Origin of the sequence: Aquimarina agarilytica ZC1 (genome assembly GCF_000255455.1) — a bacterium.
Lineage (GTDB): Bacteria > Bacteroidota > Bacteroidia > Flavobacteriales > Flavobacteriaceae > Aquimarina > Aquimarina agarilytica.
Genome location: NZ_JH621253.1, coordinates 49,305 through 63,566 on the forward strand (window position 1 = coordinate 49,305; position 14,262 = coordinate 63,566).

10 protein-coding genes are annotated in these 14,262 nt (G+C 32.4%); 9 read left to right on the forward strand and 1 reads right to left on the reverse strand.

The annotated features are described in order from the left end of the window. From KQA_RS0206105 to KQA_RS0206130, 6 genes are all read left to right on the forward strand, one after another. Complete coding sequence (locus tag KQA_RS0206105; protein ID WP_010179139.1) at nucleotides 1-1,935, forward strand: DUF3857 domain-containing protein; 1,935 nt, start codon at nucleotides 1-3, stop codon at nucleotides 1,933-1,935. 71 nt (nucleotides 1,936-2,006) lie between these two features. Further along, a complete protein-coding gene (locus KQA_RS0206110) occupies nucleotides 2,007-3,968 on the forward strand; it encodes a DUF3857 domain-containing protein (protein WP_232285859.1) in 1,962 nt (653 codons plus the stop codon). Between the two features lie 358 nt (nucleotides 3,969-4,326). Further along, nucleotides 4,327-5,634 (forward strand): MFS transporter, encoded by a 1,308-nt coding sequence (locus tag KQA_RS0206115; protein ID WP_010179142.1) that lies wholly within the window; start codon nucleotides 4,327-4,329, stop codon nucleotides 5,632-5,634. Further along, entirely contained in the window at nucleotides 5,631-6,785 is a 1,155-nt protein-coding gene (locus tag KQA_RS0206120; RefSeq protein WP_010179144.1) for a mandelate racemase/muconate lactonizing enzyme family protein, read from the forward strand. The genes KQA_RS0206115 and KQA_RS0206120 overlap by 4 nt, the downstream gene beginning before the upstream one ends. A 12-nt stretch (nucleotides 6,786-6,797) precedes the next feature. Then, nucleotides 6,798-7,805 (forward strand): sugar kinase, encoded by a 1,008-nt coding sequence (locus KQA_RS0206125; protein ID WP_010179146.1) that lies wholly within the window; start codon nucleotides 6,798-6,800, stop codon nucleotides 7,803-7,805. Beyond that, nucleotides 7,802-8,437, forward strand: coding sequence for a bifunctional 4-hydroxy-2-oxoglutarate aldolase/2-dehydro-3-deoxy-phosphogluconate aldolase (locus KQA_RS0206130; RefSeq protein WP_010179148.1), 636 nt, complete (start codon nucleotides 7,802-7,804; stop codon nucleotides 8,435-8,437). The genes KQA_RS0206125 and KQA_RS0206130 overlap by 4 nt, the downstream gene beginning before the upstream one ends. 81 nt (nucleotides 8,438-8,518) lie before the next feature. On the opposite strand, the gene KQA_RS0206135 is transcribed toward KQA_RS0206130, so the two are convergent. Then, nucleotides 8,519-9,391, reverse strand: a complete 873-nt coding sequence (locus KQA_RS0206135) for a lysophospholipid acyltransferase family protein (RefSeq protein WP_010179150.1) — start codon at nucleotides 9,389-9,391, stop codon at nucleotides 8,519-8,521. A gap of 55 nt (nucleotides 9,392-9,446) precedes the next feature. On the opposite strand from KQA_RS0206135, the gene KQA_RS0206140 reads away from it, so the two are divergent. The 3 genes from KQA_RS0206140 to KQA_RS0206150 form a co-directional block, all read left to right on the forward strand. Next, nucleotides 9,447-10,097 carry a rhomboid family intramembrane serine protease gene (locus KQA_RS0206140; RefSeq protein ID WP_010179151.1) on the forward strand — a complete coding sequence of 217 codons (651 nt, stop codon included), beginning with the start codon at nucleotides 9,447-9,449 and terminating at the stop codon, nucleotides 10,095-10,097. A gap of 140 nt (nucleotides 10,098-10,237) precedes the next feature. Beyond that, complete coding sequence (gene ilvC / locus KQA_RS0206145; RefSeq protein WP_010179153.1) at nucleotides 10,238-11,713, forward strand: ketol-acid reductoisomerase; 1,476 nt, start codon at nucleotides 10,238-10,240, stop codon at nucleotides 11,711-11,713. 221 nt (nucleotides 11,714-11,934) lie between these two features. Further along, nucleotides 11,935-14,262 (forward strand): hypothetical protein (locus KQA_RS0206150; RefSeq protein WP_010179155.1); only part of this gene is annotated, 2,328 nt, incomplete at its 3' end.

Here is a 14,262-nt window from a genome sequence, read left to right on the forward strand (position 1 = left end):
ATGTATAAATTTTCTGCTACATTGATTTCACTATTTTTAGTTGGAGTTTCTTTTTTAGCAAATGCTCAGGAGTTTTCTCCATTATATAAAAAATATAAGGATAAATACCCCAATGCTCATTTTATAAGACTATTAGATGAAATTAAAATTGATGTATCGTTAAATAACAATGATTTAGAAATTAGTCAGCAAGTTCGAGAGGATAATTTATACATGTCCGCAGGAGCGACATTTGGCTCAAAAAAAGCAATTCATTATTCGTCTTTTTTTGAAGTTGATGATGTAAAAGCGGCTTCATTAATTTACGAAGGCGGGAAATATAAAGAAATACCCGTGACAGATTTTGTTCAAAAGGATGATATGAATACTAGTTTTTATGATGATAGTAAGACTATAAATTTCATATATCCACGCTTACAAGAAGGCGCTAAGACGTCATTAAGTTATTCTCAAAAAATTAAAAATCCACGTTTTTTAAATGCATTGTTTTTTGGTTTAAATGCACCAATTGCTAAAAGTAAATTTACATTAAGTGTTGATAATGATATTGAATTAGAATTAAAGGAGTTTAATTTAGAAGGAGTAGCTATTCATTTTTCTAAAACTCAAAAAAAAGGAAGAACCATATATAAATGGGAGACTGAAGAAGTAGCTGCTTATGATATGGATAGTGGAGCTCCAAGTTTTCGAACGATTGTACCGCATATTATTCCCATTTTAACTTCATATAAAATAAAGAAAGAAACCAAACAACTTTCGGGTTCAGTAGGTGATTTATACAATTGGTATTATTCTTTAGTTGAGGATGTGAATACAGCATCATCTAGCCCAGAGTTAGTTGCTTTAGTTGATCAATTAACTAAAGATAAAAAAACAGATCTAGAAAAGGTAAAAGCTATTTATTATTGGACGCAAGAAAACGTAAAATATATTGCCTTTGAATATGCTTTGGGCGGTTTTGTACCCAGAGAAGCCAATGATGTTTTTCGAAAGAAATATGGAGATTGTAAAGACAATTCCAGTATTCTATCCGAAATGTTAAAAATAGCAAAATTAAAAGGGAATTTGACATGGATAGGTACGCGTAGTATACCTTATACTTATACAGAGGTACCCACACCAGCTGTGGATAACCATATGATTTTATCGTATATAGAAGGAGATAATGTATATTATTTAGATGCTACTGGGAGGTATACGCCAATTGATATGCCTTCGTCATTTATTCAAGGAAAAGAAGCTTTGATTGGGATTGATAAAAATGAATTTGTTGTAAAAAAAGTACCTGTGGTTGAAGCTACAAGGAATCGGGTTTCTGACGCTATTTCTATTAGTATCAAAGACAAGAAGCTCGTAGGTAAAGGAAAATTTAAAACCAAGGGTTACCCAAAAACAGATCTGTTTCATGCGTTAGAAAAAATGACGAAGCAAAAAGACTTAAAAGAGTTTTATACTTATCAATTGCGAAAGGGGAGTAATCGTTTTTTAATTGATGATTTTAAAGAAGCTTATAAATTCGAATATGAAAAGGATTTTGAAGTAGATTATACGTTTAATATAGAAAACTATGTGCAGGGCTATGAAAATGAAGTTTATGTAAATTTGAATTTAAATCGAGATTTAAGTAGACTAAAAGAAGATGATAAGCGCAAAAGTGGAAAACAATTTAATTACAAAAGATTTAATGAAATTACAACGATTTTAGAAATCCCTGATACCATGGTATTGGATTATATTCCAGAAAGTTTTGAAATTTCAAATGATTTTTTTGATTGTAAAATTACCTATACGCAAAAGGAGAATAAAGTAATTTATAAACTAATCGCACATCAAAATTTTATTGAGCTTACGCTAGAAGAGCAGAAAGCGTTGAATAAAATGATAAAGAAGATTGAAAAAAATTATAAAGAAGTAGTTATTTTGAAAAAGAAATAACTGTCTTAGGAAAAAAACAATAAAAAATTAATCCAGTTTAAATACATATGATTATAACTAAAAATCTTGTGATGTACCTGTTAATGTGTTTTTCATTAACTGTAATAAATAGCCAAACCACTCCTTTTTATGAAACTTATGATTGGTTAGATGATTCGACAAAAGAATTTGATGTATCATCACATAGTGATAAGGATTTGGTGGCTTTTCAAGAAAAAACTATAAATGAATTTGTATTAACTGATGGAGGCGGTTTTGTTGAGTATTCATTAATTCATAATATTTACTGGTTAAATTCCAATGATAAAATTGAAGAGTATAATAAGGTTTATTTACCCACTTCAGCAACAAAAATAGTAGTAAAAAATAGAGCAAGGGTAATAACAAAAAGCGGGAAAACTATTGAATTAGATGACTCTAAAATACTTGAAGCCAAAAATGAGGAGAGTCAGGTAAATTATAAATACTATGCTTTTGAAGGAGTTGAAAAAGGATCTTTTATAGAGTACTATTATGTGATAAAGCGCTATCCTGCTTATACAGGTGCTAGTATATATTTACAAGACAATTATTACAAGCAAAATGTAAGTTTTGATTTATATGCTCCGAAAAATTTATTGTTCAGCGCCAAAAGCTATAACGGTTTACCGGATATGGAGCGTGATACATTGGTTACAGATAAAAATCGTTGGTTTGTTAAATTAAAAGAGGTGGAAGGCTTGGAAATAGAAAGTCAGGCTCCTTATGATACGGCACTAAAAAAAGTTATTTATAAGCTAGATAAAAATACTGCGAATCCAACAAAGGAATATGTGTCTTATGGTGAGGTTACTCAAAATATATACACTAGTCTTTATCCAGAATTAGACAAAAAAACAGTTAAAAGTATAGCGAAGTATTTGGAATCTGTAATAAAAATAGACAAAGAAGCCACTTTAGATGATATCCGATTAATAGAAGCGCATATAAAATCTACTATTTTTGTTACCAAGGCGAAACAACAAGGGTTGGATGATATACAAAAGATTCTTGAAACTAAAATTGCAGGAGAAACGGGTATGATGCGTTTGTATGCCGCTATTTTTAAAAAAATAGGTGTGAAGCATGAGGTGGTATTGACTTGCCCTCGAAGTGATGTAAAGTTTGATAAAGATTTTGAAGCCTATAATTTTTTAGAAGATTACTTATTTTATTTCCCTAAATTAAAATTATACATGGAGCCTTTAAATACATTATCGCGTGTAGGTTTTCCCAATGGTAATTTAACAGATACCTATGGACTTTTTATAAAACCTGTAAGCATTGGCGAATTTACATCTGGGGTAGGTAAAGTTAAGTTTATTGAACCTATAAATTATGACCAAACGCGCTATGATTTAATTATGAATGTAGCATTTGATCCAGAGGATTTAACAACGACCAATTTGCAAATGGATCGAAAAATGACGGGATACTATGCGCTTAATGTACAACCTTATCTATACCTAGCTAAAGCTGAAGCCAAGAGTGAGGCCATTGATGGAATTATAAAATCAATCAATGAAAATTTAGAAATTAAAGAAAAGGAAGTTTTTAATGATGGGCAGTATGATTTTGGAAAAAAACCATTACACATAAAAGCCAAAATGACTTCCGATGCATTTGTAGAAAAAGTGGGTCGTAAATATTTATTTAAGCTCGGTGATTTGATAGGATTACAGCAAGAGATGTATCAAGAGAAAGCTCGTAAACTTCCTGTGGAAAACTCATTTGAGCGAAGTTATGATCGAAAATTAATTATTGATATTCCCGAAGGATATCAATTTCAAAATTTAGAAACTATAAACATAGATGAATCCTATAAAGAGGATGGAGTGGAACTGTTTATGTTTAAATCTAGTTATGAAATAAACGAAAATCAATTAATTGTTTCGGTGTTGGAATATTACAATCAAAATGTAATACCAGTAGCTATTTATGAGCAATACCGAACGATTATTAACAGCGCAGCTAATTTTAATAAAGTTACATTAGTATTAAACAAGAAAGAGTAGTTTTTTAAGCTAATCCTAATTAAGCGTGACACTATCTCTTAAGGTGTGAAAGGCTTACTATCGCTGTGATTAAACTAAAATCACAGCGATAGTACACCAAAGTTAATAAAGCAGTTGATTTATTCGGATTTCATTATTCACTACATTCATCTTTGATATATTCTATAATAAATTGTATGTTAGTAGGTAACTAAAAGGATTTCGTAAATCCATCGCAAATTGTATTCTTTAATTATTTCATTGTTTAGGGTTAAAAAGGCAATAAAATCAAGTCTTTTAAGTTTCTACATGTTGTAATAGATTTCCTGTAAAAATTTAACTAAGTATACTAATTAGTAGAACTAACTCAAGTTTACAAGTGAATAATAAAAACTCTAACACATCAGTTAATCCAACTAAAAAAAGGTTTGGTATACTAGGTTTAGTATTTATATCAGTAGTAATTAACTACTTAGATCGATCAAATATATCTGTAGCCGCAACGGCTTTATCTAACGAGCTTGATTTAGATAAAGTAAAAATGGGACTCATTTTTTCAGCTTTTGGTTGGACCTATGCTAGTTTGCAAATCCCTGGAGGCGTTATTGTTGACAAAATTCGTGCTCGAATTTTATATACATTAATATTAATTTTATGGTCAATAGCTACGTTATTACAAGGCTTGGTAAGTTCATTTGGAGCATTAGTAGGACTTAGGGCGAGTATAGGGGTGTTTGAGGCTCCTTCATTCCCTATAAATAATGCTATAGCAACTAAGTGGTTTCCCGAAGAAGAACGCGCATCGGCAATAGCATTTTATACTTCGGGACAATACATAGGTTTAGCTTTTCTAACTCCTTTATTAGCTTATATACAAAGTGAATTAGGATGGAGAGGCCTATTTATAATATCGGGAGTTATTGGGGTTATTTGGGCATTAATATGGTATGTGTTTTACAGGGATCCTGAAAATCATAAAGGAGTAAATCAATCCGAATTGAATCATATTCGACAAGGAGAAATTGTAAAGAAAAAAGAAATCAAACCTTTTAAATGGAGTGACCTTAAGCATGCATTTATATATAAAAAATTATGGGGATTGTATTTAGGACAATTTTGTTTAGGATCTACGTTTATATTTTTCTTGACATGGTTTCCTACCTATTTGCAAGAACAAAAAGGGATTGATTTAATGAAGTCTGGAATTATGGGATCCATTCCATTTTTAGGGGCGTTCTTAGGAGTAATTATTTCAGGCTTACTTTCCGATCGTTTAATGAAAAGAGGGATTTCAAAAGAAATTGCCAGAAAAGCTCCGGTATTGACGGGACTCTTTTTGTCATCATCAATTATATTAGCGAATTATACGAATAGTCCCGAATTAACTATTGTTTTTTTAACCCTTGCATTTTTTGGGACAGGTTTTGCAAGTATTTCATGGGTTTTTGTATCGACAATAGCTCCAAAAGAACATATAGGTTTGGTTGGAGGAGTATTTAACTTAATGGGAGGGTTATCGGCAGTTATTGTACCAATAGTTATTGGTATATTGGCTAAAGATGGCAATTTTGAGCCAGCTTTGTTTTTTATTGGAATTATAGCTTTAATTGGTTTCTTTGCGTATGTTTTCCTTGTCGGAAAGGTAGAAAGAATTCAAATAGTTAGTAATGAAAACGAAAACTCATGATTAAGATAACCGCTATAAAAACATACCCAGTACGTGTCGAAAATGGAAATCAGCTTGTGGTAAAAGTTGAAACCAATGAAAATGGCATTTATGGATGGGGAGCCTCAGGCTTAAGTGGCCGGGAGTTAGCAGTTGTAGGGGCGATTAAACATTATGCCCATTTTTTAATAGGTAAAGACCCTAAGCAGATTGGTGCCCTTTGGCAGCAAATGTACAGAAGTCAATATTTTGAAGGCGGCCGTGTATTAACTGCAGCTATTTCTGCTATTGACATAGCCTTGCATGATATAAAAGGAAAATTATTAGGAGTTCCAGTTTATGAGTTATTAGGGGGGAAACAACGTGATTATGTTGAATGCTTTGCATCGTTAAAATTTGAGTCAAAAGAAGAATTAATTACCAAGGCGCAAACCCTAAAAAAGGAGGGTTTTTCGGCTATACGTTTATATGAGGCTAGTGAGGGGACAGCCCCCTATGTAGCCCGAGAATCCATGGCAAATTTGGTCGAATGGTTGCCAGCACTTCGAAAAGAAATGGGAAATGTAATGACTATTGGGATGGATTACCATCACCGGTTAACGGTACCCGAAACAGTTTCTTTTATTAATCGAATGCCAGCAGGAACACTTGATTTTCTAGAAGAACCTATAAGAGATGAAAATCCACAAGTATATCAAGAGCTGAGGAAAATGATAAATGTGCCCTTAGCATTGGGAGAAGAGTTTGCGAGTAAATGGCAATTTTGGCCTTATTTGAAAGATAATATCACTCAATATGCTAGGGTTGATGTGTGTAATGTCGGTGGGCTTACCGAGGCGATGAAAGTAGTCGCTATGGCAGAAACTAATTATATTGATTTAATGCCGCATAATCCTTTGGGGCCTATTTGTACCGCAGCAACAATACATATGTTAGCCGCATCACCTAATGTGGCTTGGTTGGAAGAGATTAATACACCTGTTGAGTGGTGTGGGACAAATAGTGAAACATTTTATCCAACACAACCTAAAATAGATGGGGCGCGTTATAAAATTTCTGATGCGCCTGGATTAGGAGTGGATTTTAATGAGGAATTGGCCATCCAATCAACATTTGAAATTAAAGAAACACCACATTTGTTCAAAAAGGATGGTTCTTTTACAAATTGGTAATTTAAATAGCGTATGAGTTTTGTAACCTTTGGAGAATTAATGCTCCGATTAACACCAGCGTTACACGCTGAAAAACTACAAACAACAAAAGGTTTTGATGTCAATTTTGCAGGCTCGGAATCTAATGTAGCAAGTGCTTTAGCAGTATTAAATAATCAGGTATCTTTTGTAACAAAACTACCCGATCATGCTATAGGGGATAATGCCATCCAGTCTTTAAAAAAATACGGTATTAATACGAATGCTATTTTACGTGGACCAGGGAGAATTGGAACGTATTTTATTGAAATAGGTGCTTCAATTAGACCATCAAGTGTTATTTATGATCGAAAACATGCTGTTTTTAGTGAAATAGGATCCAATGAATTTGATTGGGCTACTATTTTTAAAGGAAAAAAATATTTATTTGTTTCAGGAATCACTGCAGCATTATCAAATCAATGTGCTCAAGAGTTAGTTAAATGTGTACAAGAGGCTAAAAAGCAAGGAATAGTAGTCGCTTTTGATATGAATTACCGAAGAAAGTTATGGGCAAAAGCTTCAGATGCTCAAATTGTATTTGATGAGGTTTTATCAATGACCGATATTCTTTTTGGTAATACAGGAGCTTTAAATGACGTACATGGAATTCAACCCAAGGCAAAAGATTCTTTACAAGCAACTCTAGAAGTTATAGAAATTGCGAAACAGAAATTTGGAATCGAGAACTATGCGTTTACCATAAGGGATCATATTTCGGCAAGTACAAATGAACTCCAAGCTGTTTTTTCTTCTCCAGTAGGGGAAGTAATTTCCAATAAATATACGGTAGGTATTTTGGATCGGTTTGGGACAGGTGATGCTTTTGCAGCGGGCTGTTTACATGGTTTAGGGAAGGGGTGGGATGCGCAACAAGTTATCGAGTTCGGAACAGCGGCTTTTGCGTTAAAACATACTATATACGGTGATCAACATACCAGTACCGAAGCAGAAATTCAATCTATTGTTAATGGACAAACATCAGGACACGTATTACGATGAATAGACAACAAAAATCAGCATTTATAGCTCAAGAAAAATTGATCGCAATTATCAGATCAAAATCGCAATCTAATGTTTCTGTAATAATTGAAGCATTGGTAGATTCGGGTATTAAGGCCTTAGAAGTAACTTCGAATACAGCTGGTTTTTGTGAAGAAATAAAGAAGGCTCGATTAAAATATCCAAATGTGTTAATTGGAGCTGGAACAATTACAAATGTGAGTTTATTAAAAAAGGCAATTGATGCGGGAGCTCAATTTATAGTAACTCCTAATACAAATGCAGAGGTAGTTACCTATGCTCATCAACAGGAATTACCAGTTTTTATGGGAGCATTAACACCTACAGAAATATGTGCAGCTAATGAAGCTGGAGCCGATGTGGTAAAATTATTTCCAGGCAATACTCAAAATATGGGGATTCCTTATTACAAAGCAATAAAAGGTCCGTTAAGCGATATTTCATTATTTGCGGTTGGTGGTATTGGATTGCATAATATTAAAGAATGGTTTGATGCTGGAATTCAAGGTGTTGGTGTAGGAGGTGGCTTAACTTCTTTAAACGAAAATAATTCAATTGAAGATATACGTAATACAGCAAAACAGATGTTGGAAATTATAAAGGGGTATTAAGCCTTTAATAATGAAACAGAGAATAGTGTTTCAAAAGCTCTTGCTAGGCTAAAACCATCGTTTATAATTTTTTAATGCTTATTAACGTGCATGTTTCCAACGTTTATGTGTCCATAAATATAATTCTGGGCGCTTTTTTATTTGCGCTTCTAAAAGGCTAATATATTTTTCGGTAGCTTCATAGTCGGGAACAGATTTTATGTTGTCAGAAATAATAACCACTTCAGCTTCATAATAACCACGTTTCACTTTGTCAACCTTTAGGTAAGCAATATTTAGATCAAGTTTTTTTGCTAATACTTCGCCACCAACAAAAACCGGAACTTCTTGATTCATAAAATGCGACCAATAGGTGTTTCCCCATGCTTTTGGACTTTGATCAGCAACAAGACCATAAATACTGCCTCCAGCATTTTTGCGCTCTTTACTTATGGCATAACGTACAATTTTGTTATTGGGAACAATATCGGCACCAAAACGACCTCTAATTTTTTTTGCTAGTTTGTCAAAACTTAAATTTCGGATAGGTTTATAAACACCTACACTTTTAAATGAGGTACTTAAATCAATGCAATTTCCCCATTCGTAGCTTGCATAATGTCCTGCTAAAAGCACATAACTTTTGCCACTAGCCTCTAATTTTCTTAAAGATTCGGTATTAATGAATTTAAAGTGCTTTTTTGTTGTTTTGTCAGAAATAGAAATTGATTTAACCATTTCTAAAAACATATCACACATGTGTTTATAAAATTTACCTCTAATTTTTTTAATTTCTTCTTTAGATTTTTCAGGAAAAGCATTTCGAAGATTTGTGGTAACTACTTTTTTGCGATACTGAAAAATTCGATAAACGATAAAACATATAATATCTGATAACAAATAAAATAGCTTCCAAGGTAAAATGGAAACCAACCATAAAAAAGGAAAAATTAACCAGTAAACTAGTGTGTGCATTGTTTAATTGTTTGCAACAAAGATATAAGTATATTTGAACAATAAATATCAAATTATGCCAAACCTAAATAATGTTGTTTTACTACTTATTGTAGCTAATGGGATCATGTCAATGACAGGCTTTACTAATTTTGAATTTTTTGAAAAGTATAAGTTTAATATTAATGCGATACAGAAAGGGGATAAAATAAGAATGTTTAGTTCGGGTTTTTTGCATGCCGATTGGTCACATTTGATATTTAATATGTATACGTTGTATATTTTTTCGCCCATAGTGATTAGCTTTTTAGGAAATTTAAATTATCTCATCATTTATGTAGCTAGTTTGGGTTTAGGAAGTGCTTTTTCGTACCTGTTTCATAAAAATGAACCCCATTACAGTGCTATTGGTGCAAGTGGAGCAGTTTCTGGAATATTATACGCTTCAATATTATTATATCCTCAAATGGAATTATTTATTATGTTTATACCTATTCCTATTCCGGCATATGTTTTTGGAATTGGATACTTATTATATTCAATTTATGGGATGCGCAGCAATCGTGATAATATAGGTCATGATGCTCATTTTGGAGGTGCAGTAGCAGGATATATAGTCACTTTAGCATTACAGCCAAGTTTATTTCAAACCAGTCAGTTAATGGTTTTTTTATTGGCAGTTCCTATTATTTTACTATATGTTTTATATAAAACTGGTAAAATTTAAGAAAGAAAATAATAATGGTGTTAAAAAATTAAATGTTCATGTTTATGGGCATCGTAAAACATAATGAATAGCATAGTATAATAAATCAATGTAAATAGTATATTTGCACAAAATTTAGATACTTAATTAAAGAAAAAATAATGGCTAATTATTTTAATACACTATCGTTAAGAGACCAGTTAACGCAACTAGGTAAATGTAGATTTATGGATTCATCAGAATTTACTGATGGCGTAAAAGCATTACTAGGTAAAAAAATAGTAATTGTTGGTTGTGGAGCACAAGGTTTAAACCAAGGTTTAAACATGAAGGATTCAGGTTTGGATATTTCTTATGCATTACGTGATGCTGCAATAGCAGAAAAGCGTCAGTCATACTTGAATGCAACGGAAAATGGTTTTGTAGCAGGAACTTACCAAGAGTTAATTCCTACTGCAGATGTGGTGATTAATTTAACTCCAGACAAACAGCATACAGCTGTGGTAACTGCGGTTATGCCATTAATGAAAAAAGGAGCAACATTAACCTATTCTCACGGTTTTAATATTGTTGAAGAAGGAATGCAGATCCGTGAAGATTTAACAGTAATCATGGTAGCACCTAAGTCTCCAGGTTCTGAAGTACGTGAGGAGTATAAAAGAGGATTTGGTGTACCTACTTTGATTGCAGTACACGAAGAAAATGATCCAGAAGGAAGAGGATGGGCTGAAGCAAAAGCTTATGCAGTAGCTACAGGAGGTGATAGAGCGGGAGTGTTAGCTTCTTCGTTTATTGCCGAAGTAAAGTCTGACCTTATGGGAGAGCAAACTATTCTTTGTGGTTTATTGCAAACAGGATCTATTTTATGTTTTGATAAAATGGTTGAAGAAGGGATTGATGCAGGTTATGCTTCTAAATTAATTCAGTACGGATGGGAAACTATTACCGAGGGATTAAAATACGGAGGAATCACTAATATGATGGACCGTTTGAGTAATGTAGCTAAAATCAAAGCTTTTGAACTTTCAGAAGAATTAAAAGATATCATGCGTCCATTATTCAACAAACATATGGATGATATTATCGAAGGTGAGTTTTCAAAAACAATGATGGAAGACTGGGCTAATGATGATAAAAATTTATTAGGTTGGAGAGCAGCTACTGGTGAAACTAATTTTGAAAAAACTCCAGCAGGAGATGTTGAAATTAGTGAACAAGAATACTATGACAATGGAGTGTTAATGGTAGCTATGGTAAGAGCAGGTGTAGAGTTGGCTTTTGAAGCAATGACTGAAGCTGGTATTATTGAGGAATCTGCATACTACGAGTCGTTACACGAAACGCCACTTATTGCAAATACGATTGCTCGTAAAAAATTATTTGAAATGAATCGAGTAATTTCTGATACTGCAGAGTACGGATGTTACTTATTTGATCATGCATGTAAGCCTTTATTAAAAGACTTTATGGCTAAAGTTTCAACTGATGTTATCGGTAAGCCTTATGCTAAGGATAACGGTGCTGGAGTAAGCAATGCCGAGTTATTAAAAGTAAATGATATTGTACGTAACCACCCAATCGAAATTATTGGAGAAGAATTGCGTGAGGCTATGACAGCAATGAAGCCAATTGTATAGTTTAAATTTTTAATTGAAGGGTGATTTCCTAAAATTTTAGATAAACATAAATTTAAAAACCGATTACTTTAGTTAGTGATCGGTTTTTGTGTTTTATGGCTTCTCAATAAATGAATTGATTTTATGGAGTATAGGGTTATTTTAACGTGTTTTTATGTTATTTTATTGAAACTTCTTTAGTGTTTAGTATACAAGTTTTATAGATTTGGCGTTTTATTAACATGAATATAAAATTACCTGTGTTTAAAAAGAATGTTGTCTTTTGTGTATTACTTTTTTGTAGTGTTTTTTTGAGTCATGCTGCTTTAGCAAATACGATATTAAAAAACAATTTTTTTATAAAGGGAAGTTATGAAGAGGCTGGTTTAAAAATAAAATATACCGGAGTACTTAAATTTTTCATGTCTAGTGAAACCAGAAAAATAGAAGACATAGCCTTTAATTATAAGTTAGCTTCCTTTTATATTGAAGAAGTTACTTATAAAGGGAAAATATATAGAGGGCACGATTTGTTTGGTGTTACTTTTCCATATGAAACTTTAGTTAATTTAGATATTTCTTCATTATTAACTTATAAAGGAAAAAAAGAGTTTAAAAGAGAGTTAGCACTTAGGTCTAATAAATATGAAATGTTTTCGCTAACTAATGATGAAAAGGAAAAATTCAAATCTTTACATGTTTCCTATGAAGATTTAGATAAAGGTCTAGGTTTTAAATTTAAGCTTTTGGAAACAGTAAAAATTACAAAGTTATTCGAAGATGATTTGTTTGTTTCAGGAATTATTGATCAAATATCAAATAATGAGGTAGAGAGATCCAAGAAAGAAAATGAAAACGAATATGTGAGATTGTTAACCGAAGGAAATATTCGATTGAGTGAAAATAATTATGAGCAAGCCTTGTTTTCTTTTTTGAAAGCAAAAAAATATGCTTCAGATGATACTTTTGTGAATGATAAGATTGATATAGTTGATAGTTATTTGAATAGATCAAGATCAAAATTTAGATGGAAAAACAGAAATGAAGAAACAGCAGTAGCGTTGGACCCTTTGGTGATTTTAAAGAATGAATTAAAGATAAATGCTTCATTTGATTCTTTTTCCAAGGAAAAAGCCTTTTATAAATTAGTAGATAAAGCGGATAATCACATTGCAAAAGGAGATTATGATAAAGCAATTAATGAACTAAATCAATCAAAAAAATATACCAATAATAAAATCTTTGTCAATAATGGTATAGCTATTATTAAAGATAAAATTAAAGAACAAGGAGGTAAAAAACCAAGTGGACTAAGTTTGTCGGAACAAGCTCGAAAAGAAAAGGAGAGGAAAGAAAAAGAGGCCTTGTTTAAGGATTATAAAAAATATAGTGCGGCAAGGAAGTCTAAGAGTGGTTATAAAACCGAAGAGCTCAAAAAAGATCAATCCTATGCAGATTTGCTAAAACAAGGAGGTCAATACCTTAAAAATAAAGAATACGCTAAATCACAACAAGCATATCGGGAAGCGCGTAAAAAAACAAAGGATAAATCAGCTGTAGATCGTATTTTAACATCAATTGATAAGTTAGCAGAAGCAGAACAACAAAAGCAGCAGGGAACAACAGTTATAGTCAATAATAATGAAAAAGCTGAGCTTAACACTCAAAAGAATAAAAAAGTAAAAAAACAAAAAGAAACAAAAGACGGATATGTTTCTAAGAAAAAGAGTGAAAATGTAGGAGGAACTAAAGTTAAGAAACCTAAAAAAGCAAAAGAAGATAAAAGTATAGTTGCTGAGAAAACAAATAGTGACCTTATACAGAATAAAAAGAAAAGTATTTCTAATGAAACTAACGGCTTTGATACTAGTGTAGCTCAGAAAAATAGAGGTAAAAATAGAGAAAGAGATCGTGCTAAAAAAGGGAATAAAACTACTACAGTAGTAAATAAAAAAGAGGAACCTATTAAAATAAGAGCGATTGATACCATTGAATCCAATACTATAGCTTACGCTGAAAAAAAGAAAAAGAATAAAAAAAGAGGACAGCTACTAAGTTTTAGGAAAGGTTTTATAAAATATAAAAGGGATGAGCAAGCGGTTGTAGATAGTCATGATGCTATTTTGATCCCTTTTGGGAAGTATAAAATAATGTACTACAGAGCGGGATTTGCTCGTATAAAGTTAAAAGATTCGATAGCTTTAAAAACAGTGGAATGTGCCGCTAAAAATGAAGAGTATTCTTGGTCAGCCCGAGTGTATCAGAATCCATGGTTTGAAACAGTGATTAATGATGAAGGGGAGTATGTGGATGAGGTGCTGAAAAAGGTGGAGATTTACGTAGTGGATAATGTGAGTTTATTGCCTTATGAAGAGTTGTCAGATAAAATTATAGAAGCCTACAAAGATCCTAACCCCTATGAGGGTACCGGAAGGATTTCGGCTCATAATTTGTGGAATCGAAAGCATTCAGATGAACCAGAGGTTATCAAAAGAAGGGCAGATATAGCACGTTACAAACAAGCTTCAAAATTAGAAGCTTACCAAGGAGCGGATAGGTGTAGGGAAAAA

Coding starts and splice junctions, on each gene's coding strand:
- KQA_RS0206105 (WP_010179139.1), top strand. CDS start 1: ATGTATAAATTTTCTGCTACATTGATTTCACTATTTTTAGTTGGAGTT.
- KQA_RS0206110 (WP_232285859.1), top strand. CDS start 2,007: ATGTACCTGTTAATGTGTTTTTCATTAACTGTAATAAATAGCCAAACC.
- KQA_RS0206120 (WP_010179144.1), top strand. CDS start 5,631: ATGATTAAGATAACCGCTATAAAAACATACCCAGTACGTGTCGAAAAT.
- KQA_RS0206125 (WP_010179146.1), top strand. CDS start 6,798: ATGAGTTTTGTAACCTTTGGAGAATTAATGCTCCGATTAACACCAGCG.
- KQA_RS0206130 (WP_010179148.1), top strand. CDS start 7,802: ATGAATAGACAACAAAAATCAGCATTTATAGCTCAAGAAAAATTGATC.
- KQA_RS0206135 (WP_010179150.1), bottom strand. CDS start 9,391: ATGCACACACTAGTTTACTGGTTAATTTTTCCTTTTTTATGGTTGGTT.
- KQA_RS0206140 (WP_010179151.1), top strand. CDS start 9,447: ATGCCAAACCTAAATAATGTTGTTTTACTACTTATTGTAGCTAATGGG.
- ilvC (WP_010179153.1), top strand. CDS start 10,238: ATGGCTAATTATTTTAATACACTATCGTTAAGAGACCAGTTAACGCAA.